The following is a 25861-nucleotide window of genomic DNA, read 5'->3' as shown; positions in this document are numbered from 1 at the left end:
TTTCGAACCGTAACTGACCCGGTTTTCCATGCGCTCCTGCGGTGTCCTGAACAGGACTTCGGTATACTGTATATCTGTACAGTTAGGTGCCGAAAATGGAGCTGAACGACAAACTTGAAATCCTGGCCGATGCGGCGAAGTACGATGCTTCCTGCGCCAGCAGTGGTGCGCCGAAGCGTTCCTCCGAGGGCAAGGACGGCCTGGGTGCCACCAACGGCATGGGCATCTGCCACAGCTATACGCCGGATGGCCGCTGCGTTTCGCTGCTCAAGATCCTGCTGACGAATTTCTGCATCTACGATTGCCAGTATTGCGTGAACCGCCGCACGTCGAACGTGCCGCGCGCCCGTTTCACCGTGCAGGAAGTCGTCAAACTCACCGTCGACTTTTACCTGCGCAACTACATCGACGGCCTGTTCCTCAGCTCCGGCATCATCCAGTCCGCCGACTACACGATGGAACAGCTGGTTGCCGTCGCGCGCGAGTTGCGCGAAGTGCACCAGTTCCGCGGCTATATCCATTTGAAGACGATTCCCGATGCCGACCCGGCGCTGATCGACGCGGCCGGCCGCTATGCCGACGGGCTGTCCGTCAACATCGAACTGCCCACGCAGGACAGCGTGCAGAGACTCGCGCCTGAAAAGAACGTCCACACGATCAAGCTGGCGATGGGCAATATCCGCTTGAAGCTGGACGAGAAGGAAGGCGAGCCGAAGGCACCGAAGTTCGCACCGGCGGGACAGAGTACGCAAATGATCGTGGGCGCCGATGCCAGCGACGATGCGCGCATCCTCACCACCGCGGAAACGCTGTACGGCAGCTACAAGCTGAAGCGCGTGTACTACAGCGCGTTCAGCCCGATCCCGGAAAGCCCGAAGAGCGTGCCGCTGGCGCCGCCGCCGCTGCTGCGCGAGCACCGGCTGTACCAGGCGGACTTCCTGTTGCGCAGCTACGGCTTCCAGGCGAAGGAACTGCTGCCCGCATCGGGCAACCTGTCGCTCGACATCGACCCGAAGCTGGCCTGGGCGCTGACGCACCGCGAGCACTTCCCGATGGACCTGAACCGCGCCGAGCCGCAGATGATCGCGCGCATTCCCGGCATCGGCATCCGCAATGCGCAGCGCATCGTCGAGCTGCGCCGCATGCGCCAGGTGCGCTGGGCCGATCTCACCCGCCTGCGCTGCAGCATGAAGAAGGTGGCACCGTTCATCGTGACCGCCGACTACCGGCCGGCGCGCGACACCACGCCGTCCGACACGCTGCGCCGTGCCATGGCCGACGTACCGCAGCAGATGGCCCTGTTCCCCGAACTGCAGGCTGCATGACAGCCGACGCCGTGGCGCGGGCGCTGTCCGGCCAGCCCGTCGTGGTCGCATCGTTCGGCGAGTGGCGCGCCGCTGCGCGGGATTTGATCGTGCGCCGCATTCGGCCCGAATACGTACAATGGGTTCTGCAGGATGGCGGCGGAGACCTGCTGAGTGCAATGCCTCCCATGGCTGTAGGTGAGCTGGCTCTCGACTCGGGTAGCAAGGCAGTAAATGAAGCAGCAGTTGAAGTAGCCGCAGTTGAAGTACGCAGCAAGGCAGTAGCTGAAGTAGCAAGTGAAGTAGCAAGTGAAGCAGCAAGTGAAGTAGAAGGTGTAGTTCGCAGCAAGGCAGTAACCGAGTCGGCACCAGCAAGCAGTTTGGCAAGCAAGTTGGCCAGTGAGGAAACTCATAACCCCGATGAGCGATCGGACCCGCCGCCCCCGAATCCTTCACCAGGCGTGCAGCCGCGTGTCTCCCGCAAGCTGATGGAGATGCTGCAAGGCGCCGCCTGCTATCGCGCCCACGACCGCTGGGCCTTCCTGTACCGTGTGCTGTGGCGCTGGCATGGTGGCGAACACGAGGTCATATCGATGGCGGATGAAGACGGCGCGCGCCTCCACCACATGGTACGGGCGGTGCGGCACGAAGAACACGACATGCATGCCTACCTGCGTTTTCGCGAGCGTCCCGAAGAAGCGGGCGCGCCGCGTTTCGTCGCGTGGTTCGAGCCGGCGCACGACGTCCTGCCGCAAGTCGCGCAGCACTTCGCAAAACGCATGGGCAAGACCAGCTGGATGATCGCCACACCCGAAGCCACCGTGCTGTGGGATGGCGCCACTTTGCACACCGGCGCGGCCCTGGCGCGCAGCGCGGCGGACTTCGACGATGCCGGCGAAGCGCTGTGGCTCACTTACTACCGCAGCATCTTCAATCCCGCCCGCCTCAATGCGGACATCATGCACGGCCATATCCGGCAGCGGTTCTGGAAGAACCTGCCGGAAGCGGCCGTGGTGCCGCACATGGTCACGCAGGCTGCGGCCGGTGCCCGCAAGGTGGGCCAGCTCGATACCGTCGGCAAGCGCGGCGGCACCACGATCCCCATCGCGCCGGACAAGGCGGCGCCCGAACGCCAGCAACCCAGTTCACTGGACGATTGCCGCCGCTGCGACCTGTGGCAGAACGCCACGCAGGCCGTGGCGGGGCAGGGCGCGCGCCGCGCCAGGATCATGCTGGTAGGCGAGCAGCCGGGCGACCAGGAAGATCTGGCCGGCAAACCCTTCGTCGGCCCGGCCGGCGACCTGCTGGACAAGGCGATGGATGAAGCGGCCCTGGATCGCCGCACCGTCTATGTCACCAACGCGGTCAAGCACTTCAAGTGGGAACCGCGCGGCAAGCGGCGCCTGCACAAGACGCCCGCGCAGAAGGAAGTGATGGCCTGCCACTACTGGCTCGAGGCGGAACTCGAAACGGTCGCACCGCAGGTGCTGGTGGCCCTCGGCAGCACGGCATTGAAATCGATCCTGCAGACCGGCAGCGCAACGATGAAGGACTACATGGGCGCGCCGTTCGAGCATGAAGGGCGCTGGGTTGTCGTCACCTACCACCCCGCCTATGCACTGCGGGTACCCGACCGGGAATCGCGCCAGGCGGCGTTCGCGGCGATCGTCGAAGCGCTGAAGACGGCGCAGCAGCTGGCCGGCGGGCCGGCGACAGGCTGACGCAAACCGCATATCGATAGCAAAAAGCATTCGTTTTCATCATGATGCGGGCGGCATAGACTGGTTTCACTCGACTGGTGCCGTGGCCGTGGAAAGCGCGGCGCCTGGCGAGCTTCCGACCCCGCCAGATGGAGCGCATCACATGTCCGCAGTATTGAGCGAAGCCGTAACGCGTGCCGCAGTTCCCCTCAAAACAGAGCTGCGCATTCGCCCGTTCGAAGGTCCCCTTGGCGCTGAAGTGATTGGCCTCGACCTGGCACGGCCGCTCTCCCGCAAGGCCTTGTTGCAGCTGCATGCCGCCCACCTGGAACACCACGTACTGGTGTTCCGGGACCAGCGCATCACGCCGCAGCAGCAGGTGAATTTTTCGCGCCTGTTCGGTCCCTTGCAAATCCATGTGCTGAGGAATTTCCAGCTGGCGGGGTATCCGGAAGTCCTCGTCGTATCGAACATCGTCGAAGGCGGCAAGCCGATCGGGCTTGGCGACGCCGGCCATTTCTGGCATTCCGACCTGTCGTACAAGGAAAGGCCCAGCCTGGGCTCGCTGCTGCATGCCCAGGAACTGCCGGCCGAAGGGGGCGACACGCTGTTCGCCAACATGCACCTGGCCTACGACACGCTGCCGGAAGCGGTGAAGCGGCAGATCCGCTACGCCAGGGCCGAGCACAGCTACCTGAAACAGTATGCCGAACTGCAGCGCCGCAGTCCGTGGCGCCCCAACCTCACGCAGGCGCAGATCGACGAAGTCAAGCCGGTGGTGCATCCGGTGGTGCGCACGCACCCGGAAACGGGACGGCAGGCGCTGTTCGTCAGCGAGCATTTCACGACCCGCATCGTCGGCCTTCCCGACGACGAGAGTGCCGCGCTGCTGAAGGAACTGTTCGCCCACAGCGTGAAGCCGCGGCACGTCTACCGCCACCGCTGGCAGCCGCACGACATGGTGTTCTGGGATAACCGCTCGCTGATGCACCTGGCCGCCGGCTGTCCGGCCGACCAGCGCCGCAAGCTGTACCGCACCACCATCGAAGGCGACGTGCCTTACTGATTCCACCGGACAGAGACAATGAAACCACTGAAGATCGCCGCCGGCGCCCTCGCGCTCGTACTCGCCACCGGCGTCCATGCCGAAGGCACCATCCGCATCGCCCAGCAGTTCGGCATTCCTTTCCTGCTGTTGAACATCGCGCAGGAGCAAAAGCTCATCGAGAAATACGGCAGGCAGAATGGCGTGGACGTGAAGGTCGAATGGAAGCAGCTGTCCGGCGGTGCCGCCATCAACGACGCGCTGCTGGCCGGAAGCATCGATATCGCCGGCGCCGGCGTCGGCCCGCTGATCACCGTGTGGGACCGCACGAAGGGCCGCCAGAACGTGCGTGGCGTGGCATCGCTGGGCAGCTTTCCGTACTACCTCGTCACCAATAACCCGAAAGTGAAATCGATCGCCGACTTCACCGACCAGGACCGCATCGCGCTGCCCGCGGTCACGGTCTCCGTGCAGTCGCGCATCCTGCAGCTGGCGGCGGCGCAAAAATGGGGCGACAAGGAATTCGCGCGGCTCGACAAGCTCACGCAAACGCTGCCGCATCCGGATGCCACCACCGCCATCATCTCGAACGGCACCGAGATCACGACCCATTTCGCCACGCCGCCGTTCCAGGAGCAGGAGCTGGCGCAGAATCCGAACGCGCGTGTGATCCTGAAGTCGTACGAAGTGCTGGGCGGCCCGGCTTCAGCCACGCTGTTGTACGCCACCGAAAAATATCGCAAGGCCAGCCCGAAAACGCTGCGCGCGTTCGTGCAGGCGCTGGCCCAGGCGGCGGATTATGCGTCGAAGAACCCGGAAGGCGCGGCCGACATCTACCTGAAGGTCAACAAGAGCAAGGTCGACCGCGCGCTGCTGGTGAAGATCTTCCGGAATCCCGAAGTGCAGTTCAATATCGCGCCGCAGAATACGCTGAAGCTGGCGCAGTTCATGCACCGCGTGGGTGCCGTGAAAAACCGGCCGGCCACCTGGCGCGATTACTTCTTTGACGAGCCGCTGGTGGCGAAGGGGAGCTGACATGGCACCGCTGCAGGTTGTCCGCCCGTCGTCGCCCGCCGGAGCACTGTTGAGCGCCCGCGGCGTCACGCTCGAATACCGCAGCGGCGGCAATGCCGTGCGCGCCACGCAGGACGTCGATTTCGACGTCTTCGGCGGCGACCGCTTCGTGCTGCTGGGCCCTTCCGGTTGCGGCAAGTCGTCGCTGCTCAAGGCTGTCGGCGGATTCATCGCGCCGGCCGCCGGTACGATCACGCTGGGCGGCAAGCCGGTCACGCAGCCCGGCCCGGACCGCATCTGCGTGTTCCAGGAATTCGACCAGCTGCCGCCATGGAAGACCGTGCTGGAAAACGTGGCCTTTCCCTTGCTGGCCTCGAAAAGCTGCGGGCGCGCCGAAGCCAGGGAACGGGCGCGGCACTGGATCGCCCGCGTGGGACTGGACCGCTTCGAGAACGCCTATCCGCACACGCTGTCCGGCGGCATGAAGCAGCGCGTGGCGATCGCCCGCGCACTGGCGATGCAGCCGGCCGTGCTGCTGATGGACGAGCCGTTCGCCGCGCTCGACGCCCTCACGCGGCGCACCATGCAGGAAGAACTGACGACACTATGGGAGGATGCGCCGTTCACGTTGCTGTTCGTCACCCACTCGATCGAGGAAGCGCTGGTGGTCGGCAACCGCATCCTGCTGCTGTCGCCCCATCCGGGCCGCGTGCGCGCGGAACTGAACAGCCACCAGTTCGGCCTGCACAGCGCCGGCAGTGCCGATTTCCAGCAGGCCGCGCAGCGCATCCACCACCTGCTGTTCGGCGCGCCATCGCTGGCCGGGACTGCCGATGAACACGAAAGGATCGCACTGTGAACCCTGCGAGTCCATCGATCCCGCCGATCCGCCAGGAATTCCAGTACGAGCTGGCGCCCGCCGCGCCGGCGTCGCTGCAACGGCGGCTGCCGGCCACGCAACGCCTGTGGCAGCAGGGCTGGCTGCGCAAGACGGTACTGCTGGCCGTGCTGGCGCTGCTGTGGGAGCTGGCCGCGCGCTGGCAGGACAACGACCTGCTGCTGCCGACGTTCCTGCAGACGGCGCGCGCCTTTGCCGAAGGCATCGCCAGCGGCGAGCTGGCCGAGAAAATCCAGGTATCGCTGGCCGTGCTGGTGCAGGGCTATGTCGCCGGCATTGCGCTGGCCTTCGTGCTGACGGCGCTGGCCGTCTCCACGCGCCTGGGCCGCGACCTGCTGGAAACGCTGGTCGCCATGTTCAATCCCCTGCCGGCCATCGCGCTGCTGCCGCTGGCCATGCTGTGGCTGGGACTCGGCAATGCCAGCCTGGTGTTCGTCATCGTCCATGCGGTGCTGTGGCCGCTGGCACTGGGGACCTATGCCGGCTTCCAGTCGGTACCGGCCACGCTGCGGATGGCCGGGCGCAACTACGGGCTGGCCGGGCTGCCGTTCGTCGTCCAGATCCTGGTGCCCGCCGCGTTGCCGGCGATCGTTTCCGGCCTGAAGATCGGCTGGGCCTTTGCGTGGCGCACGCTGATCGCCGCCGAGCTGGTGTTCGGCGCATCGTCCGGCAAGGGCGGTTTGGGCTGGTACATCTTCCAGAACCGCAACGAACTGTATACCGACAAGGTCTTTGCAGGCCTCGCCGCCGTGATCCTGATCGGGCTGGCCGTCGAACACCTGCTGTTTGCCGCGCTGGAGCGCAGCACCGTGCAACGCTGGGGAATGCGATCCAACGGCTGAGTTGCTCACCAATCTGGCACAATTATTGCTCTGCAATAGGGCATGAGCCGCCATCTCCGCATCGTTTTAGTTCACCCTCCCCACGAAAGTGACGCGTCGCTGCGCGCCACCGCGCTGCACGCGGGCCTGATCGAGGCCGGTTACGAGCTGGTGGCGTCGCTGCCGGCCGATTTTCATTTGCCGGAAGAGATCGCCCGCCTGCAGCCGGACATGATCATCGTCGATGCGGAATCGGACGCGCGCGACGTGCTGGAGTACATCGTCGTGGCCACCCGCGACGAGCGCCGCCCGATCGTCATGTTTACCGAGGACGACAACCAGTCCTCGATGGATGCGGCGATCGACGCGGGCGTGTCGGCCTACATCGTGGCCGGTCTGAAGCCGGAACGCATCAAGCCGGTGCTCTCCGTGGCGCTGGCGCGCTTCCGCAAGGAGCAGAAGCTGCTGGACGAGCTGCAGGACACGAAACTGAGGCTGGCCGAGCGCAAGGTGGTCGACCGCGCCAAGGGCTTGCTGATGAGCCGCCATGGCATGACCGAGGACCAGGCCTACCAGCGGCTGCGGACGATGGCAATGAACAAGAACCTGAAGCTGGCCGACATCGCCCAGCGGATACTGGACGTGGAGGACTTGCTGGGTTGATGCACTTATCGTGCGGCCCGGCCGGAGCAGTCATGCATATCGAAAAAACAACTGTCAACATAGGATTCAACCCGCTGACCGACTGCGCCTCGGTCGTCATGGCGGCCATGCTGGGCTTCGACGAGAAGCACGGCATCCGCATCGTGCTGTCGCGCGAAACCTCGTGGGCCGGCGTGCGCGACAAGCTGATGACCGGCGAGCTCGATGCCGCTCACGCGCTGTATGGCCTGGTCTACGGCACCCAGCTGGGCATCGGCGCGCAGCCGCGCGACATGGCCGTGCTGATGAACCTGAACCGCAATGGCCAGGCCATCACGCTGTCGCGCCGGCTGGCGGAGCAGGGCGCCACGGACGGTGCCTCGCTGGCCGCCCTGATGGCCCGCGAGCCAAGGCAGTATGTCTTCGCCCAGACCTTCCCGACCGGCACCCATGCGATGTGGCTGTATTACTGGCTGGCTGCCCACGGCATCCACCCGCTGAAGGACGTGCGGGCGATCACCGTGCCGCCGTCACAGATGGTCTACAACCTGGTCGAGGGCTACATGGATGGCTTCTGCGCCGGAGAACCGTGGGGCAGCCAGGCAGTGATCGACGGCGTCGGCGTCACCGTCGCGACCAGCCAGCGCATCTGGCCCGACCATCCAGAAAAAGTGCTGGGCGCCTCCCTGGAATTCGTGCACGCCCATCCGAACACATGCCGGGCACTGATCGCGGCCGTGCTGGAGGCCGGCCGGTGGATCGATGCCAGTGAAGAAAATCGCCGCGCCACCGCTGAAATCATCGCCGCCGTACCCTACGTGAACACCGACAAGGCGGCGATCCTGCCGCGCATGCTGGGCCGCTACGACGATGGCACCGGACACGCATGGCAGGACGGCCACCCGATGCGCTTCCACCAGGACGGGCAGGCGAGCTACCCGTGGCTGTCGGACGGCATGTGGTTCATGACCCAGTTCCGCCGCTGGGGCCTGCTGAAAACCGACCCCGATTACCTGGCGGTGGCGCAGTCGGTCACCCAGTTGCGCCTGTACCGCGAGGCGGCCGAAATGGCCGGCGTGCCGGTACCCGCGGACCTGCTGCGCAGCTCGACACTGGTCGACGGCCGCATGTGGGATGGCGCCGACCCGGCCCGCTACGCAGCCTCGTTCCCGATCCACCAGCGCTGAACGCTGCATTGCACCATAAGCGGGCGGCACTGCACCGCCAACTTGCATGCCGCCCTGCTTTTTCCGCTCCAGCGCACGGCGCGGCACCTGCTCTCCCCCTGACGAAGCCCAAACAAAGCTGGCACGCCTCTTGCAAAGTACAGGGCAAGAGGTCAATGGCGATCTCCTGAACATTGCATAGCCGTCCCAATGGCGGGGCGGCATCAGGACAACGGCGTCCGGGCAGACTCACGAAACTTGTTTCACGAAACACGTTTCCGCGATTCTGCCCGGGCGCCTTTTTTTTGCTTGTAGCTTCCGATAACAGGGATGAAAAAATGACCAGCAACGTGACCCGCAAAGCTGACAGCATCAAGCTCTTCTCGCTAGCCACGCCGCAGATGCGCGCATTCCACCTGGCGTGGCTGGCATTCTTCGCCTGCTTCTTCGCCTGGTTCGCCTGCGCACCGCTGATGCCCGTGATCAAGGGCGAATTCAACCTGACGGCAGGGCAGATCGCCAACATCAACATCGCCGCGGTGGCGATCACGATCCTGGTGCGCATGATCATCGGTCCGATGTGCGACCGCTACGGCCCGCGCAAGGCGCACACCGCGCTGCTGGTGTTCGGCTCGATTCCCGTGTTCGGCGTGGCCGCTTCGCAAAGCTATGAGAGCTTCCTGTTCTTCCGCATGCTGATCGGCGCGATCGGCGCCAGCTTCGTCATCACGCAGTACCACACGTCGGTGATGTTCGGCCCGCGCGTGGTCGGTACCGCCAACGCGGCCACGGCCGGCTGGGGCAATGCCGGCGGCGGCGTCACGCAGGCAACCATGCCGCTGATCATGGCCGCGATCCTGATGCTGGGCGTGTCGGAAACCATGGGCTGGCGCCTGGCCTTGATCGTGCCGGGCGTGCTGATGATCATCGTCGGCGCGCTGTACTGGAAATTCACGCAGGACTGCCCGCAAGGCAACTACGCCGAGCTGCGCAAGGCCGGCATCGAGATCGAAGGCGGCAAGAAAGGCGGCTGGGACAGCTTCAAGCTGGCCGCCGCGAACTACCGCGTATGGCTGCTGTTCATCACCTACGGCGCCTGCTTCGGCGTGGAACTGTTCATCCATAACGTGGCCGCCACCTACTACGTCGACCAGTTCGACATGTCGCTGAAACAGGCTGGCCTGGCCGCCGGCAGCTTCGGCCTGCTGGCGCTGTTTGCCCGTGCCCTGGGCGGCTTCGTGTCCGACAAGATGGCCCTGCGCGGCAGCCTGAATGCCCGCGTCACGCTGCTGTTCATCCTGATGCTGGGCGAAGGCGCTGGCCTGATCTGGTTCGCCAAGGCCGATACCGCCACGGTTGCCATCTTCGCCATGCTGTCGTTCGGCATGTGCGTGCACATGGCTTGCGGCGCTACCTACGCGCTGGTGCCGTTCATCGACAAGCGCGCACTGGGCGGCGTCACCGGCATCATCGGCGCCGGCGGCAACGTCGGTGCGGTCGCCGCCGGTTTCCTGATGAAGGGCGTGGGCAGCACGCAGCAGACGCTGTCGATCCTGGGCTTCCTGGTGCTGATTTCCGCGGCCTGCGCGATCGCGCTGCGGTTCTCGGCCGCCACCAACGAAGAACATGCGCTGGCCCGCGCCGCCGCCTGATTTGCATCGCAAGTTTTGAATACTGATTACTGAGTCACGGAGCAGAACATGAAAATCGTCGTCATCGGTCATGGCATGGTTGGCCACAAATTCCTCGAAAGCCTGGCGGACAACCCCGTCGCCGGCATGCAGGTCACGGTGCTGTGCGAAGAACCACGCCCGGCCTACGACCGCGTGCACCTGTCGGAATTCTTCAGCGGCAAGAGCGCGGACGACCTGTCGCTGGTGAAGCCGGGCTTCTTCGACCGCTCCGACATGGTGCTGCGCCTGAATGCGCGTGCCGAGTCGATCGACCTGGCGGCGAAGACGGTCACCGCCAGCACCGGTGACATTCTGTCTTACGACAAGCTGGTGCTCGCGACTGGTTCTTATCCATTTGTGCCGCCGATCGATGGCCGCGACCGCAAGGACTGCTTCGTCTACCGCACCATCGAAGACCTGGAAGGCATGGCCGAAGCGGGCGCCCGCCTGAAGACCGGCGTCGTCATCGGCGGCGGCCTGCTGGGCCTGGAATGCGCGAAGGCGCTGCGCGACATGGGCCTGATCACCCACGTGGTCGAATTCGCGCCTCGCCTGATGGCGGTGCAGGTCGATGATGGCGGCGGCCGCATCCTGCGCAACAAGATCGCCGAGCTGGGCGTGACGGTCCATACCGGCAAGAACACCACCGCCATCGTCGACGGCGAAGAAGGTGCGCACCGCATGCAGTTTGCCGACGGCACGCACCTCGACGTGGACATGATCGTCTTTAGTGCCGGGATCCGCCCGCGCGACCAGCTGGCGAAGGAAGCCGGCCTGGCCATCGGCCCGCGCGGCGGCATCACGATCGACAACCAGTGCCGCACCTCCGATCCGCACGTGTTCGCGATCGGCGAATGCGCGCTGTGGAACGGCATGATCTACGGCCTCGTCGCACCGGGCTACGACATGGCCCGCGTGGTGGCGAAACAGCTGGGCGGTCAGTCCGCCGACTTCAACGGCGCCGACATGAGCACCAAGCTGAAACTGATGGGCGTGGACGTGGCGTCCATCGGCGACCCGCACGGCAAGGTGGAAGGCGCGCGCAGCTACCAGTTCACCGACGAGCGCAAACAGGTCTACAAGAAGATCGTCGTCTCCGACTGCGGCAAGTACCTGCTGGGCGGCGTGATGGTCGGCGATGCCGGCGAATACGGCACGCTGCTGCAGATGATGCTGAACCGCATCGAGCTGCCGGAATCGCCGGAATTCCTGATCCTGCCGCAATCCGACGGCAAGGCCAGGCCTGGCCTGGGCGTGGATTCGCTGCCGGACGCCGCGCAGATCTGCTCGTGCAACAACGTGACTAAGGGCGCGATCTGCGCCGCGGTGGCCGATGGCGCCACGTCGATCGGCGCGCTGAAGAGCTGCACCAATGCCGGCACCTCGTGCGGCGGCTGCGTGCCGCTGGTCACGCAGGTGATGAAGGCCGAGATGAAGAAGCAGGGCATGGACGTCAACAACCATGTCTGCGAACACTTCCCGCACTCGCGCCAGGAACTGTTCCACATCATCCGCGCCGGCAATATCAAGACCTTCGACGAACTGCTGGCCCAGCACGGCAAGGGCCTGGGCTGCGACGTTTGCAAGCCGCTGGCCGGCTCGATCCTGGCCACGTGCTGGAACGATTTCGTGCTGAAGAAGGAACACGCCAGCCTGCAGGACACCAACGACTACTACCTGGGCAACATCCAGAAGGACGGCACGTATTCGGTGGTGCCGCGCATGCCGGGCGGCGAAGTGACGCCGGACGGCCTGATCGCAGTCGGCCAGGTCGCCAAGAAATACGGCCTGTACACCAAGATCACCGGCGGCCAGCGCGTCGACCTGTTCGGTGCCCGTGTCGACGAACTGCCGTCGATCTGGGAGGAACTGATCGCCGCCGGTTTCGAGACCGGCCATGCGTACGGCAAGTCGCTGCGTACCGTGAAGTCGTGCGTGGGCTCGACCTGGTGCCGTTACGGCGTGGACGACAGCGTGGGCCTGGCCATCGAGCTGGAGAACCGCTACAAGGGCCTGCGCACGCCGCACAAGATCAAGTTCGGCGTGTCCGGCTGCACCCGCGAGTGCGCCGAAGCGCAGGGCAAGGACGTCGGCATCATCGCCACCGAGAAGGGCTGGAACCTGTACGTGTGCGGCAACGGCGGCATGAAGCCGCGCCACGCCGAACTGTTCGCCTCCGATCTCGACAAGGCAACGCTGATCAAGTACGTCGACCGCTTCCTGATGTTCTACAGCCGCACGGCCGACCGCCTGCAGCGCACCAGCACCTGGCGCGACAACCTGGAAGGCGGCCTGGAGTACCTGCAGGACGTGGTCATCAACGACAAGCTCGAACTGGCCGCCGAACTGGAAGCGGACATGCAGCGCGTCGTCGATACCTACATTTGCGAGTGGAAGGAAGCCGTGAACAACCCGGAAACGCGCGCCCGCTTCCGCCACTTCGTCAACAGCGAGAAGAAGGACGAGAACGTGGTGTTCATCGAAGAGCGTGGCCAGATCCGGCCGGCCACCGTGCAGGAAAAGAAACGCGTCATCCCCATCAAAGCCGCCTGAACAATCTCTTGAACAGCTGACTAGGAGCCAACATGAAACGTGAGAACGAAGCCGCCAACTGGACCGCGATCTGCGGTGTGGAAGACATCGTGCCGAACACCGGCGTGTGCGCCCTGCTGAACAACGAGCAGGTTGCCGTATTCCGCCTGAACGACGGCACCGATACGCGCGTGTTCGCGATCGGCAACTACGATCCGAATTCGGAAGCCTCGGTGCTGTCGCGTGGCCTGGTGGGCAGCCTGGGCGAGCGCCTCGTCGTCGCCTCGCCGATCTACAAGCACCATTTCGACCTGCAGACGGGTGAATGCCTGGAAGCCCCGGAAAACTCGGTGCCGACCTGGCCGGCACGGATCGAAGCCGGCAAGGTGTGGGTCGGGGCTTGAGGAAACAACCATGAAACCCGCCCTGGTCGTCATCGGCAACGGCATGGCCGGCATGCGCACGGTCGAGGAGCTGCTCGCGCTGGCGCCCGGCCTGTACGACATCACCGTGTTCGGTGCCGAACCGCACGGTAACTACAACCGCATCCTGCTGTCGCCCGTGCTGGCCGGCGAAAAGTCGGTCGACGACATCATGCTCAACACGCGCGAATGGTACGAGGCGAACGGCATCACGCTGCACGCCGGCGACCCGGTGGTGCACATCGACCGCCGCCGCCGCATCGTGCGCGCCCAGTCCGGCCATGAAGTGCGCTACGACCGCCTGCTGATCGCCACCGGTTCGAAACCGTTCATCATTCCCGTGCCGGGCCACGAGCTGCCCGGCGTGCTGGCGTTCCGCGACATTGCCGACGTCGAAAGCATGCTCTCAGCTTCCCGCGACCACAAGCATGCGGTCGTGATCGGCGGTGGCCTGCTGGGGCTGGAGGCGGCCAACGGCCTGCTGAAGCAGGGCATGGAAGTCACGGTGGTGCACGTGACCGATGCGCTGATGAACCAGCAACTCGACAAACCGGCCGCGCAGCTGCTGCAGCGCGCACTGGAAGCGCGCGGCCTGAAGTTCATGCTGGAAGCGCAGACCGCCGGGATCGTCGGCCCGGACCGCGTGACGGCCGTGCGGTTCAAGGATGGCACGGAAATTCCGGCCGACCTCGTCGTGATGACCGCCGGCGTGCGCCCGAACATCGAACTGGCGAAAGCGGCCGGCCTGCATTGCGAGCGCGCCATCGTGGTCGACGACACGCTGCAATCGTACGACCCTCGGGTGTACGCCGTCGGCGAATGCGTGCAGCACCGCCGCGCCACGTTCGGCCTGGTCGCGCCGATCTGGGAGCAGGCCAAGGTGTGCGCCGCCCACCTGGCCGGCGCCGGCCACCGCCGCTATGTGCAGCAGGCTTCGCCCACGCGGCTGAAGGTGACCGGCATCGAGCTGTACTCGGTCGGCGACTTCATCGGCGCCGAAGGCAGCGAAGACCTGGTGCTGCGCGATGCGCGCCGCGGCGTCTACAAGCGGCTGGTGCTGGACGGGCCATGCCTGGTCGGCGCCGTGCTGTATGGCGACGTGCAGGATGGGCCGTGGTACTTCGACCTGATCCAGCGCGGCGCCGACATCAGCGCCATGCGCCACCACCTGCTGTTCGGTCCCGCGCTCGCCGCATAAACCCCAGTTACTGTCCAGCATTGGAACCATCGTGAACCTGTCCCAGCAACATCTGTCCATCGCCACCACCTGTCCTTATTGCGGCGTCGGCTGCGGCGTCAAGGCCGTGCCGCAGGGGCCGCAATCCGCCACCGTGTCCGGCGATGCGGATCACCCGTCGAACTTCGGCCGGCTGTGTGTGAAGGGCGCGGCGCTGGGCGAAACACTGGGCCTGGAAGGGCGGCTGCTGCATCCGCAGGTTCGCGAGGATGGAAACCTGCGGCAGGTATCCTGGGACGAAGCGCTGGACCGCGCCGCCGGCCAATGGCGCGCGATCGTCGACGAGCATGGGCCGGATTCGGTGGCGCTGTACGTGTCCGGCCAGTTGCTGACGGAAGATTATTACGTTGCCAATAAACTGATGAAGGGCTACGTCGGCAGCGCCAACATCGATACCAATTCGCGGCTGTGCATGTCGTCCGCCGTGGCCGGCCACAAGCGCGCATTCGGCGAAGACCTGGTGCCGGTCAACTACGACGACCTGGAAAACGCCGACATGATCGTGCTGGTCGGTTCGAACCTGGCCTGGTGCCACCCGATCCTGTTCCAGCGCATCACGCGCGCGAAGGAAGCCCGGCCGGAGCTGAAGCTCGTCGTCATCGACCCGCGCCGTACCGCCACCTGCGAACTGGCCGACCTGCACCTGCCGGTCAAGCCGGGCACCGATGTGTGGCTGTTCAACGGCCTGCTGGCTTACCTGTCGCGCGGCGAAGCGGTGGATGCGGCGTTCATCGCCAACCACACGCGCGGCCTGAACGAAGCGCTGGAAGCGGCCGACCTCACGCCCGAAGCAGTGGCGCAGGCATGCCGGCTGCCCCTGGAAGACGTGCTGGCGTTCTACCAGTCGTTTGCCGCCACGGCGAAGGTGATCACCGGCTTCTCGATGGGCGTGAACCAGTCGTCCGCCGGCACCGACAAGGTCAACGCGATCATCAACTGCCATCTCGTCACGGGCCGCATCGGCAAGCCGGGCATGGGCCCGTTCTCGATCACCGGCCAGCCGAACGCGATGGGCGGGCGCGAAGTGGGCGGCCTGGCCAACATGCTGGCCGCGCACCTGGATCTCGACAAGCCGGAGCACCGCGCCGCCGTGCGCGAATTCTGGGATTCGCCGCGCATCGCCGACAAGCCCGGCCTGAAGGCGGTGGACCTGTTCCAGGCCATCGAGTCCGGCAAGGTGAAAGCGGTGTGGATCATCGCCACGAATCCGATGGTCAGCCTGCCGGATGCCGACCAGGTGCGCCGCGCGCTGTCGAAAGCCGAGCTGGTGATCGCATCGGACGTGGTGCAGGACACCGACACCAACGCCTTTGCGCACGTGCTGCTGCCCGCGCTGGCGTGGGCCGAGAAGGATGGCACGGTGACCAATTCCGAACGCCGCATCTCGCGCCAGCGGGCGTTCCTGCCGGCACCCGGCGACGCAAAGGGCGACTGGCAGATCCTGTGCGAGTTCGCCCGGCGGCTCGGCTACGCCGGCTTCGACTTCACGCACCAGTCCGAAATCTTCGCCGAACATGCGCGCCTCTCGGCATGGCGCAATGCACCCGATGCGCTGCCGCGCCTGTTCGACATCAGCGCATTGGCATCGCTCGACCGTGCCGGCTACGACGGCTTGCAGCCGGTGCAGTGGCCGATCGGACGCCGCGTGTTCGCCGATCGCCGTTTCTCCTTCCCGGACGGGCGCGCGCGCTTCGTGCCGACCGTGCCGCGCCTGCCGGTCAACACCGCCGGCGGCGAGTATCCGCTGGTGCTGAACACCGGCCGCGTGCGCGACCAGTGGCACACCATGACGCGCACCGGCCGCGCACCGAAGCTGGCCGAGCACACGCCGGAATCGTTCGTCGACCTGCACCCGCAGGACGCGCTGCTGTGCGGCGTGCGCGACGGCGAGCTGGCGCGCATTTCGTCGCAATGGGGCAGCATGGTGGCGCGCGTGCGGCACGGCGGCGGCATTGCCCGCGGCAGCGTGTTCGTGCCGATCCACTGGAACGCCCAGACCGCTTCCGACGCCCGCGTCGGCGCGGTCGTGAACCCGGTCGTCGATCCCGTCTCCGGCGAACCGGAATTCAAGCATACGCCGGTCATGGTCGACCGCTTCCCCGTGCAGTGGCACGGCTTCGTGCTGTCGCGCACGGCGCTGGACCTGGACAAGGTGGCGTACTGGACCCGTGCGCAGGGCGCCGGTTTCACCCGTTATGAAATGGCCGGGCGCAACCGCATCACGGACTTCGGCGCCTGGGCACGGGAACTGCTGGGCATCGCCGACGAGGATGCCGACTGGCTCGAGTACGCGGACCGCAGCGCCGGCGTGTACCGCGCCGTGCACATCGAAGACGACCGCATCGCCCAGTGCATCTTCGTGTCGCCGCGGCCCGACCTGCCCGAGCGGGCCTGGCTGGCCGGGCTGTTCTCGACCGAAGCGCTGGCCGATGCCGAGCGCGCCGGCGTGCTGGCCGGCCGTCCGCTGAAGCAGGGCGCCGACACCGGCCCGACCGTATGCTCGTGCTTCGGCGTGGGCCGCAACACGATCTGCAACGCCATCCGCGACAAGGACCTGAAGACCACGGCCGAGGTCACCGCCTGCGTGAAGGCGGGCGGCAACTGCGGCTCGTGCGTGCCTGAGATCCGCCAGTTGCTGGCGCAGATGCGCGTGCCGGCCTGAAGCCGTGGGTTCTCCGGTGCCAGCCCTTCGGGGCTGGCGGCGCTAGAATCGCCTGGACTGACAAGCTTTCCAGGAAATGGCGATCATGGAGAAATGCCCCGAATGCGGTGCACCGGACCCGGTGCACGATACGCACAGCGTGTCCTACACCTACAAGGACCGCCACACCACGATTCCCTCGGTCAGCGGCTACCACTGCATCCAGTGCGGCGGCGTGGCGCTCGATCGCGCGGCGGTGGAACGTTTCGACGAGCTGGTAGGCCGCTTCCAGCGCCGCGTCGATGGCGAACTGGTCGATCCCGGCACCATCGCGGCCGTGCGCCGCAGGCTGCGGCTCGATCCGCCCGAAGCCGACGAGCTGTTCGGCACCGAGGCCGGTGCCTTCGCCAGCTACGAAGCGGGCAAGGCCACCCCGCATCCCTCGACGATCAAGCTGCTGCAACTGCTGGACCGGCATCCCGAACTGCTGGACGAGCTGCACGGTTGAGCGGCCCGGCAGCGGTCTGGCCGGGCATGTCACCCGGATTTGACATCGGACTTGCCGCGGGTTTGCCAATGAAAGTGCCACGATTGTGTACGCGACCGAACAATCGAATATTTCACTTTGTGTTACATTAAAAACATCGGTCGTCAACGTTTGCGGAGTCGCATATGCGCCGTCCTATCGTCCTCGTTCCAGCATGTACCCGGCAGATCGGGCATTTCCCGAATCATGCCGCCCAGAACAAGTATGTGAATGCCGTCGTGCTCGGCGCGCGTTGCATGCCGCTGGTCCTGCCTGCGCTGGCCGAGCTGACGGACATGGAAGCGGTGCTGCACGTGGCGGACGGGATCATGCTGACCGGTTCGGCGTCGAACGTGCATTCCGACCTGTATGGCCAGCCGATCCGCAATCCCGACCTGCCGCTCGACGCGGCACGCGATGCCACCACGCTGCCGCTGATCCGCGCGGCCGTCAAGCGCGGCATTCCGTTGCTGGGCATCTGCCGCGGCTTCCAGGAGATCAACGTGGCGCTGGGCGGCACGCTGCACCAGGCGGTGCAGGAATTGCCGGGCATGATGGACCACCGCGACCGGGAAGACGATTCACTGGAAGTGCAGTACGGCCCCGCTCACCCGATCTACCTGACCAAGGGGGGCAAGTTTGCCGAAATGCTGGGCAATCCCGAGGAGATCACCGTCAATTCCCTGCATGGCCAGGGTATCGACCGGCTGGCTCCCGGCGTCACCGTGGAAGCGGTGGCGCACGACGGGCTGGTGGAAGCATATACCGTGGATGCCGCGCATGGCTTCACGCTGGCGGTGCAATGGCACCCCGAATGGCGCATCACGGAAAACCCCGATTCCATGAAGATGTTCCTGGCGTTCGGCAATGCGTGCCGAGAATACCAGGCGAACCGGCAGGATCGGGGCTGATGACTACTTACGAGGCCTGGGCGGGCAGGATCCCATAGCTGTGCTTCCAAGTGAAGTTCGAGGGACGCGGCCCGCAGCGGGCCGCGCACATTGACTTACTGGAGCGAGAAAGGGAACAGACCCATGGCAATCCGCGAGAATTTCAGTTATACCGACATGGACGAGTGGCTCAATGAAAAACGGGTCACCGAAATCGAATGCCTGGTGCCGGACCTGACCGGCGTCGCCCGCGGCAAAATCCTGCCGCGCGGGAAGTTCACCCAGGAGCGCGGCATGCGCATTCCGGAGGCCGTGCTGGGCATGACGGTTACCGGCAATTCCCCCACCGACGACCCGGCCTACGACCGGGCGATCTCGCAGACCGACCGGGACATGATCCTGAAGGCCGATCCCGGCACGATCACGATGGTGCCGTGGGCCACCGACCCCACCGCGCAGGTGATCCACGACTGCTATTTCGCCGACGGGCGCCTGGTCGATTTCGCGCCGCGCTCGGTGCTGCGCCGCGTGCTGAAACTGTACGAGGACAAGGGCTGGAAGCCGGTGGTGGCGCCCGAACTGGAGTTCTACCTGACCGCCAAGATTTCGGATCCCGACCTGCCGCTGAAGGCGCCGGTGGGCCGCAGCGGCCGCGCCGAAACGTCGCGCCAGGTCTACAGCATCGATGCCGTGAATGAGTTCGACCCCCTGTTCGAGGACATCTACGATTACTGCGACCTGATGGGGCTGGACGTGGACACGCTGATCCACGAGATCGGCGCCGGCCAGATGGAGATCAACTTCCTGCACGGCGAGCCGCTCGGCCTGGCCGACAAGGTGTTCTTCTTCAAGCGCACATTGCGCGAAGCGGCGCTGAAACACAATATGTACGCCACCTTCATGGCCAAGCCGATGGCCGGCGAGCCCGGTTCGGCAATGCACATCCACCAGAGCATCGTCGATGCGAAATCGGGCTGGAACATCTTCTCGAACGAGGACGGCTCGCCGTCGCAGCTGTTCAAGCACTACATCGGCGGCCTGCAGCGCTACATGCCTTGCGCGCTGGCGATCGTGGCGCCGTACGTGAATTCGTATCGCCGGCTGGTGCGCCATACGGCGGCACCGATCAACATCCAGTGGGGCGTGGACAACCGCACCGTGGGCTTCCGGGTGCCCGAATCGGGCATCCAGGACCGCCGCGTGGAAAACCGCATCATCGGCTCGGACGCCAATCCCTACCTGGCACTGGCCGTCACGCTCGCCGCCGGCTACCTCGGCATGACCGAGGGGCTCGACCCCACCGAGATCACCCATGGCAGTGCCTACGAGATGAAGTACGAGCTGCCGCAAGGGCTGCCGGAAGCACTGGGCCTGCTGCGCAAGGAAGAGAAGCTGCGCGGGGTGCTGGGCGAGCGCTTCATCGACGTGTATGCTGCCATCAAGGATCTCGAACACCAGGAGTTCATGACCGTCATCAGCCCGTGGGAACGGGAACACCTGCTGCTTCACGTCTGACGATCCTCGCATCGGCCGGGCCGGGGCAGGCCCGGCAGGCCCGAACCCGTCCTGTGTAAACGGTTTATACTGTATTTGCGAGATGAATTTTTTGCCGGCCGCCTGGCCGGCTGTCGCGTGGCCCGCGTGACCGCGCCTTCCCCTGGAGGCAAACATGACTACCACCCCGATCGTGCCGGAACTGCCGGACACCGAGGGCTTGCAGCGGCTCGACGCCGCACACTACCTGCACCCGTTTACAGACCACGCGGCGCTGGCGGAGAAGGGCGCGCGCGTGATGGTGCGCGGCGATGGCATCTATTTGTGGGATTCGGACGGGCGCAAGGTGCTCGACGCGATGTCCGGCCTGTGGTGCGTCAACGTCGGGTATGGCCGCCGCAGCATCACCGAGGCAGTGGCGCGGCAGATGGATACGCTGCCGTTCTACAACAGCTTCTTCAACACCACCACGATTCCCGCCGTGCAGCTGGCCGCCAAGCTGGCGCAGATCGCGCCCGCCGGCTTCAACCACGTGTTCTTCACGGGTTCCGGTTCGGAGGCGAACGACACCAATGTGCGCATGGTGCGCCGCTACTGGGACCTGGCCGGGCAGCCCGAACGCACGGTGATCATCAGCCGCCACAATGCCTACCACGGCAGCACGATGGCCGGGGCGTCGCTGGGCGGCATGAGCGGCATGCACGTGCAGGGCGGGCTGCCGATTCCCGGCATCGTGCACATCGAACAACCCTACTATGCGGACCACGGCGCCGGCATGACGCCGGAGGAATTCGGCATCCATGCGGCGGGCTGGCTGGAAGAGCGGATCAGGGAACTGGGGCCGGACAAGGTGGCCGCGTTCATCGGTGAGCCGATCCAGGGTGCCGGCGGCGTCATCATTCCACCGTCCACTTACTGGCCCGAGATCCGCCGCATCTGCGACAAGTACGATGTGCTGCTGATCGCGGACGAAGTGATCACCGGCTTCGGCCGGCTGGGCACCTGGTTCGCATCGGACCTGTACGGCATGCGGCCCGACCTGATCACGTTCGCGAAAGGCGTCACCTCGGGCTATGTGCCGCTGGGCGGCGTGCTGGTGGGAGACCGGGTGGCGCAGGTGCTGGTGGCCGGCGGCGACTTCAACCACGGCTTCACGTATTCGGGGCACCCGGTAGCCTGCGCGGCCGCGCTGGAAAACATCCGCATCCTCGAGGAAGAAGGCCTGGTGGAACGGGTGGCGCGCGATACCGGCCCATACCTGCAGCAGCGTTTCGCCAGCCTGGCGGCGCACCCGCTGGTCGGCACGGCCGAGAGCTTCGGCTTCGTGGCCGGGCTGTCGCTGGTGCGGCGCAAGGCCGCCAACGTGCATCACCAGGTGAAGTTCGATCCGGCGCTGGGCGTGGGCATGCTGTGCCGCGCGCACATGTTCGAGAACGGCGTCATCATGCGCGCGGTAGGCGACCGGATGATCATCGCGCCGCCGCTGGTCATGACGCGCGACCAGGTAGACGAGATGATCCAGAAGATCCGCTTCTGCCTCGACCTGGCGCTGGCGGACGTGATGGAGCGTGGCTGGCTGAGCTGAAGGCGGGCCGGGCGGTCCCCGCGCTGGCCCTGGCGCCCGGGTTCCGCGGCGCGGAAACCGGAGCGCAGCCGCCTTATGCCTTGGCGCCGGCGATGTGCTGCGGCTGTTCCTGCCGGTTCTTCAGCACCTGCGGTGCCAGCGAGCCTGCGATCATGCCAACCAGTGCGGCCAGCAGGCCGGCCAGCTGGCCGGGGAATGCTTCACCCAGATCGGAGATCTGCGGGAAGAACAGCACCCACACGAAGATGCCGGCGCCGATCGACAGGATCGCGCCCTGCGTGGTGGCGCGCCGCCAGTACAGGCCCATCACCAGCGGAATGAAGGCGCCCACCAGCGTCACCTGGTAGGCGGACGACACCAGCTCGTAGATCGACGTGCCCTGCATCGCGATCGCGTACGCCAGCACCAGCGCGGCGAAGATCACGATCGTCACGCGCATCGCCAGCAGTTGCTGCTTGTCGCTCATGCCCGGGCGCAGGTTCTTCAGGATGTTCTCGACGAAGCTGGTGGACGGCGCCAGCAGCGTGGCCGACGAGGTGCTCTTGATCGCCGAGAGCAGCGCGCCGAAGAACAGGATCTGCATGATCAGCGGCATCTTCGTCATCACGAACGTGGGCAGCAGGCGCTGGTAGTCGTTCTTGGCCAGTTCCATCGCGCTGTCGCCCATCACGACCACGGCCGCGGCCACGATGAACATCGGCACGAAACCGAAGATGATGTAGCTGGCGCCGCCGATCACCGCGCCGGTGCGCGCGGTGGGAGCATCCTTGGCCGACATCACGCGCTGGAACACGTCCTGCTGCGGAATGCTGCCGAACATCATGGTGATGGCCGCGGCAAAAAAGAACATGATGTCGGTGAACGTGGGTTCCGGCAGCAGGCGCCACAGGTCGGCACGCTGCGCCATGTCCAGCACGTTGCCGGCGCCGCCGGCCAGGTCGGCCGCGAAAAACGCGATGACCGTCATGCCCACCACCAGCACGATCATCTGGATGAAATCGGTAATCGCCACGGCCAGGAAGCCGCCGACGACGACGTAGATCAGCACGGCCAGCGTGCCGATCACCATGCCGGCCGCCGGCGCCAGCGCGCCGTTCGTCAGCACCGTGAACACCAGGCCCAGCGCGGTGATCTGCGCCGCCACCCAGCCCAGGTAGCTGAGGATGATCGCCACCGAGCAGAATACTTCGATGCCCTTGCCGTAGCGCTGGCGGTAGTAGTCGCCAATCGTCAGCAGGTTCAATTTATACAGTTTGGTGGCGAAGAAAAGACCGACGAGGATCAGGCAGGTGCCAGCCCCGAACGGGTCCTCGATCACGGCATTCAGGCCGCCCTGCACGAATTTCGCCGGCACCCCCATCACGGTCTCGGCACCGAACCAGGTGGCGAACGTTGTCGTGATGACCATGATCAACGGCAGGCTGCGGCCGGCGACGGCGAAGTCGCTCGTGTTCTTGATCCGCGTGCCCGCCCACATGCCGAGGCCCAGCGTCCCCAGGAGATACAGCACGACGAAGATGATCAGGGTGGTGTTCATGCAAGCTTTCGGGAGCGGAAATTAGCGGGCGGAAAATTCCGGATTATAAAGGCAGGATGCGGCCGCTGGAGCAACTTTACAGGCGATTTATCGCCGGATGTTGCAAGCCCGGACAACCGGCTGTGGCCGCTCGTCGGCAAACTTGACGTGCTGCGGAGGGGGCGCGCGCTGCGCGGGGCGTGGTGGGCTTGGCATGGCTTATGCGAGATCGATGTAACGAACGAAAGCACGCATGCCAGCTGCGCAGCCGACGCGCCGCCGGTGCAAGTTGCCAAAGGAGCGCATCATGAAAAAGTTCTGGCTGAAACAGTTCTGGCTAAAGAGGTTCTGGCTAAAAAAGTTCTGGCTGAAGGAGTTCTGGCTGAAGGAGTTCTGGACAAGGCAGTGCCGGCGATCGATCAGGGCCACGATGCTGTCCGCCGCCATTGCCGGCAGCGCCCAGGCGATACCGCTGTCCAGTTTGCTTGCCGGCGGTACGCTGAACGCGGGCGGCCTGGCATTCACCGACTTCAGTGCCAGCCATGTCGCCTCGGATCCCCTGCGGGCCTTCAATGCCGCCAATATCGACGTGACCGCGCTCACCGGCGAGGCGCCGGCCGGCGCGAGGCTGAGGTTCGATGTGCGCGGCAATGAGTTGTCGGTACAGGGCGACGGCGTTTTCGCCTTTGTCGGCCTGCAAATGCGCTTCCGCGTCTCCACGCTCGACCCGGCGCACCCTGCCATGGGCGCAGCGGTGACGATGGATGCCGGCACGCTCGACCTGCGGCAGCCGGGCCATGGCGTCCACATTGCCGATTATCTGGCGAGGGACCCCGGCAGCGATCGCGGGGGCAATGAAGCGGGGGAACTGCTGTGGAATTTCCCCATCCAGCCATTCCGGGTGGTGGACCTGGCCGGTTTTGCGCCGCAGGCCGGGATATGGGCCGGCAAGAACGTGCTGGTATGGGCGGTCGACCGTGCGGATACGGCTGCGCTGGTGGTTTTCTCGCAGCGTTTCAACCTGGAGCTGCCGGAGCCCGGCAGCCTGCCGTTGCTGGCAATCGCCGGGCTCGCCGTGGCGGCCGTACTGCGGACGAGACGGCCGGCGATGTGATGCCGCGGCATCGACGGGGCGGCGCCGGGCAATCGACGGTGTTTAGCGTGTCGGTTGCCCGGCGTGGCCCGTTTCAGGCGATCGGCGCGATTTACTCCTTCAGCGCGGCCGCCAGTTCGGCCACCCTGGCGCCATCGGCGCCCACCGCCTTCACCAGCCGCTTGCCATAGTCGGCATCGGCTTTATGGAAGTGCGACAGCATCGTGTACAGATTGACCTGGTTCTTTACGCGCTTCAGGTCGCCGGAGAGATTGGCGATCAGGTCGTCCTTGTCCTGTGCCGACAGGGCACGGTAGTAGTCGCCGGCCTGCTGGAAGTTCAGCGTCCTGGCGATGCGCTGCTGCTGCGTGGTGCCGGCCAGCGGAAGCTTGCTGCCGCGGGCATTCGGGTCTTCGGCCAGGTTGGCGATGCGGCTTGGCTGGTAGTTCACGGTGCCCTTGCGGCCATCGATGTTCATCGCGCCATCCTGCTGGTGGTTGCGCACCGGGACCAGCGGCTTGTTGATCGGCAGCGACTGGAAGTTCGCGCCCAGGCGGTGGAATTGCGTGTCGACGTACGAGAACAGGCGTCCCTGCAGCATGCGGTCTTCGGAAGCTTCGATGCCCGGCACCAGGTTACCCGGCGCCATCGCGACCTGCTCGGTGGCCTCGAAGAAGTTGTCCGGTACCTTGTTCAGCACCATCGTGCCCACTTTGCGCTCGGCGATGCCAGGCCAGGTCTTGGTGGCATCGAGCGGATCGAAATCGAACTTGTCGAGGTCTTGCGGTTTCAGGATCTGCACCGTCAGGTCCCAGGTCGGGAACTTGCCGGCGTTGATCGACTCATACAGGTCCACCGTGGCGTGGCTGGTGCTCTTGCCCTGGATGGCGGGAATCTCCTGCGGGCGCAGGTTGCGTTCGCCCTGGCGCGACTTCCAGGCGAACTTCGCGTACACGTAGTCGCCCTTGGCATTGACCAGCTTCAGCGCGTGCACGCTGCTGCCGTTCATCTGGCGGTAGTTGGCCGGCGTGCCCCAGTTCGAGTACACGCGGGTCAGCATCGCGGTTGCTTCCGGAACGTGCGAGAAAAAGTCGAACACGCGTTCCGGTTCCTGCACATTGGTCACGGGGTCCGGTTTCAGCGCATGGATCATGTCCGGGAACTTGATCGCGTCGCGGATGAAGAAGATCGGCAGGTTGTTGCCGATCAGGTCCCAGTTGCCTTCCTGCGTATAGAACTTGGTGGCGAAGCCGCGCGGATCGCGCGTGGTCTCGGCGCCCGAACGGCCCGGGATCACGGTGGAGAAGCGCACGAACACGGGCGTGACGGCGCCCTTGGCGAACAGCTTTGCCTTGGTGACATCGGACAGGTCGTCGGTCGTCGTGAACGTGCCATGGGCGCCGGTGCCGGTCGCGTGCACCACGCGCTCCGGGATGCGCTCGCGGTCAAAGCGCTGCAGCTTTTGCACCAGGTGCACGTCCTGCAGCAGCGTGGGGCCGCCGGGACCGGCGGTCTGGCTGTTCTGGTTGTCGCCGACGGGGGCGCCGTTATCCTTGGTCAGGGTCTGCGCATGGGCGCCGGTCGACATCGACGTCAGCGCGGATACGATGGCCATGGCGCACAGCAGTGCGCGGCCCGGCTTGGAAGCCATGAACTCCATAT

The 25861-nt window shown here is 65.4% G+C and carries 20 protein-coding genes; 18 read left to right on the top strand and 2 right to left on the bottom strand.

The annotated features are described in order from the left end of the window. The first annotated feature begins 95 nt into the window (after positions 1 to 95). The 17 genes from ACY34H_RS07715 (at position 96) to ACY34H_RS07635 (ending at position 21590) form a co-directional block, all read left to right on the top strand. A complete protein-coding gene (locus tag ACY34H_RS07715) occupies positions 96 to 1325 on the top strand; it encodes a putative DNA modification/repair radical SAM protein (RefSeq protein ID WP_464976900.1) in 1230 nt (409 codons plus the stop codon). Positions 1326 to 1684: 359 nt separating this feature from the next. Beyond that, entirely contained in the window at positions 1685 to 3025 is a 1341-nt protein-coding gene (locus ACY34H_RS07710; protein ID WP_464976899.1) for a UdgX family uracil-DNA binding protein, read from the top strand. A gap of 142 nt (positions 3026 to 3167) precedes the next feature. Beyond that, positions 3168 to 4070, top strand: a complete 903-nt coding sequence (locus tag ACY34H_RS07705) for a TauD/TfdA dioxygenase family protein (RefSeq protein ID WP_464976898.1) — start codon at positions 3168 to 3170, stop codon at positions 4068 to 4070. An 18-nt stretch (positions 4071 to 4088) separates the two neighbouring features. Beyond that, positions 4089 to 5084 (top strand): ABC transporter substrate-binding protein, encoded by a 996-nt coding sequence (locus ACY34H_RS07700; RefSeq protein WP_464976897.1) that lies wholly within the window; start codon positions 4089 to 4091, stop codon positions 5082 to 5084. A 1-nt stretch (position 5085) separates the two neighbouring features. Further along, positions 5086 to 5922: an ABC transporter ATP-binding protein gene (locus tag ACY34H_RS07695; protein WP_464976896.1), complete on the top strand. Its 837-nt coding sequence runs from the start codon at positions 5086 to 5088 to the stop codon at positions 5920 to 5922. Beyond that, positions 5919 to 6803, top strand: coding sequence for an ABC transporter permease (locus tag ACY34H_RS07690; protein ID WP_464976895.1), 885 nt, complete (start codon positions 5919 to 5921; stop codon positions 6801 to 6803). The genes ACY34H_RS07695 and ACY34H_RS07690 overlap by 4 nt, the downstream gene beginning before the upstream one ends. A gap of 42 nt (positions 6804 to 6845) precedes the next feature. Then, positions 6846 to 7445: an ANTAR domain-containing response regulator gene (locus ACY34H_RS07685; RefSeq protein WP_464976894.1), complete on the top strand. Its 600-nt coding sequence runs from the start codon at positions 6846 to 6848 to the stop codon at positions 7443 to 7445. Beyond that, entirely contained in the window at positions 7445 to 8611 is a 1167-nt protein-coding gene (locus ACY34H_RS07680) for a CmpA/NrtA family ABC transporter substrate-binding protein (protein ID WP_464976978.1), read from the top strand. The genes ACY34H_RS07685 and ACY34H_RS07680 overlap by 1 nt, the downstream gene beginning before the upstream one ends. Positions 8612 to 8928: 317 nt before the next feature. Next, a complete protein-coding gene (locus ACY34H_RS07675) occupies positions 8929 to 10242 on the top strand; it encodes an MFS transporter (protein ID WP_464976893.1) in 1314 nt (437 codons plus the stop codon). 48 nt (positions 10243 to 10290) lie between these two features. Next, on the top strand, positions 10291 to 12816 hold the full coding sequence (gene nirB, locus ACY34H_RS07670) for a nitrite reductase large subunit NirB (RefSeq protein ID WP_464976892.1): 2526 nt from the start codon (positions 10291 to 10293) through the stop codon (positions 12814 to 12816). A 32-nt stretch (positions 12817 to 12848) separates the two neighbouring features. Beyond that, positions 12849 to 13199, top strand: a complete 351-nt coding sequence (nirD, locus tag ACY34H_RS07665) for a nitrite reductase small subunit NirD (RefSeq protein ID WP_464976891.1) — start codon at positions 12849 to 12851, stop codon at positions 13197 to 13199. A gap of 10 nt (positions 13200 to 13209) precedes the next feature. Continuing rightward, positions 13210 to 14415, top strand: coding sequence for an NAD(P)/FAD-dependent oxidoreductase (locus ACY34H_RS07660; protein WP_464976890.1), 1206 nt, complete (start codon positions 13210 to 13212; stop codon positions 14413 to 14415). Positions 14416 to 14446: 31 nt separating this feature from the next. Beyond that, a complete protein-coding gene (locus tag ACY34H_RS07655) occupies positions 14447 to 17116 on the top strand; it encodes a molybdopterin-dependent oxidoreductase (RefSeq protein WP_464976889.1) in 2670 nt (889 codons plus the stop codon). Between the two features lie 85 nt (positions 17117 to 17201). Beyond that, the gene (locus tag ACY34H_RS07650) at positions 17202 to 17603 is read left to right on the top strand and encodes a type II TA system antitoxin MqsA family protein (protein ID WP_464976888.1); all 402 of its coding nucleotides are present in this window, start codon (positions 17202 to 17204) and stop codon (positions 17601 to 17603) included. A gap of 164 nt (positions 17604 to 17767) precedes the next feature. Next, a complete protein-coding gene (locus tag ACY34H_RS07645) occupies positions 17768 to 18532 on the top strand; it encodes a gamma-glutamyl-gamma-aminobutyrate hydrolase family protein (protein WP_464976887.1) in 765 nt (254 codons plus the stop codon). 123 nt (positions 18533 to 18655) lie between these two features. Beyond that, positions 18656 to 20026: a glutamine synthetase family protein gene (locus ACY34H_RS07640; RefSeq protein ID WP_464976886.1), complete on the top strand. Its 1371-nt coding sequence runs from the start codon at positions 18656 to 18658 to the stop codon at positions 20024 to 20026. Between the two features lie 154 nt (positions 20027 to 20180). Beyond that, positions 20181 to 21590 (top strand): aspartate aminotransferase family protein, encoded by a 1410-nt coding sequence (locus tag ACY34H_RS07635; RefSeq protein ID WP_464976885.1) that lies wholly within the window; start codon positions 20181 to 20183, stop codon positions 21588 to 21590. Between the two features lie 73 nt (positions 21591 to 21663). Here the strand turns inward: ACY34H_RS07635 and ACY34H_RS07630 are convergent, their stop codons facing one another. Beyond that, on the bottom strand, positions 21664 to 23127 hold the full coding sequence (locus ACY34H_RS07630) for a high affinity choline transporter 1 (protein ID WP_464976884.1): 1464 nt from the start codon (positions 23125 to 23127) through the stop codon (positions 21664 to 21666). 286 nt (positions 23128 to 23413) lie between these two features. Here ACY34H_RS07630 and ACY34H_RS07625 point away from each other — a divergent pair, with 286 nt between their 5' ends. Continuing rightward, positions 23414 to 24220, top strand: a complete 807-nt coding sequence (locus ACY34H_RS07625; RefSeq protein ID WP_464976883.1) for a hypothetical protein — start codon at positions 23414 to 23416, stop codon at positions 24218 to 24220. A gap of 91 nt (positions 24221 to 24311) precedes the next feature. Here ACY34H_RS07625 and ACY34H_RS07620 read toward each other — a convergent pair whose 3' ends face one another. Continuing rightward, on the bottom strand, positions 24312 to 25814 hold the full coding sequence (locus tag ACY34H_RS07620) for a catalase (protein ID WP_464976977.1): 1503 nt from the start codon (positions 25812 to 25814) through the stop codon (positions 24312 to 24314). Positions 25815 to 25861 lie beyond the last annotated feature (47 nt).

Source organism: Pseudoduganella sp. jia 9, assembly GCF_055502615.1.
Note: the sequence above shows the minus strand (reverse complement) of the source record. Positions and strands in the feature narration are given on the sequence as shown.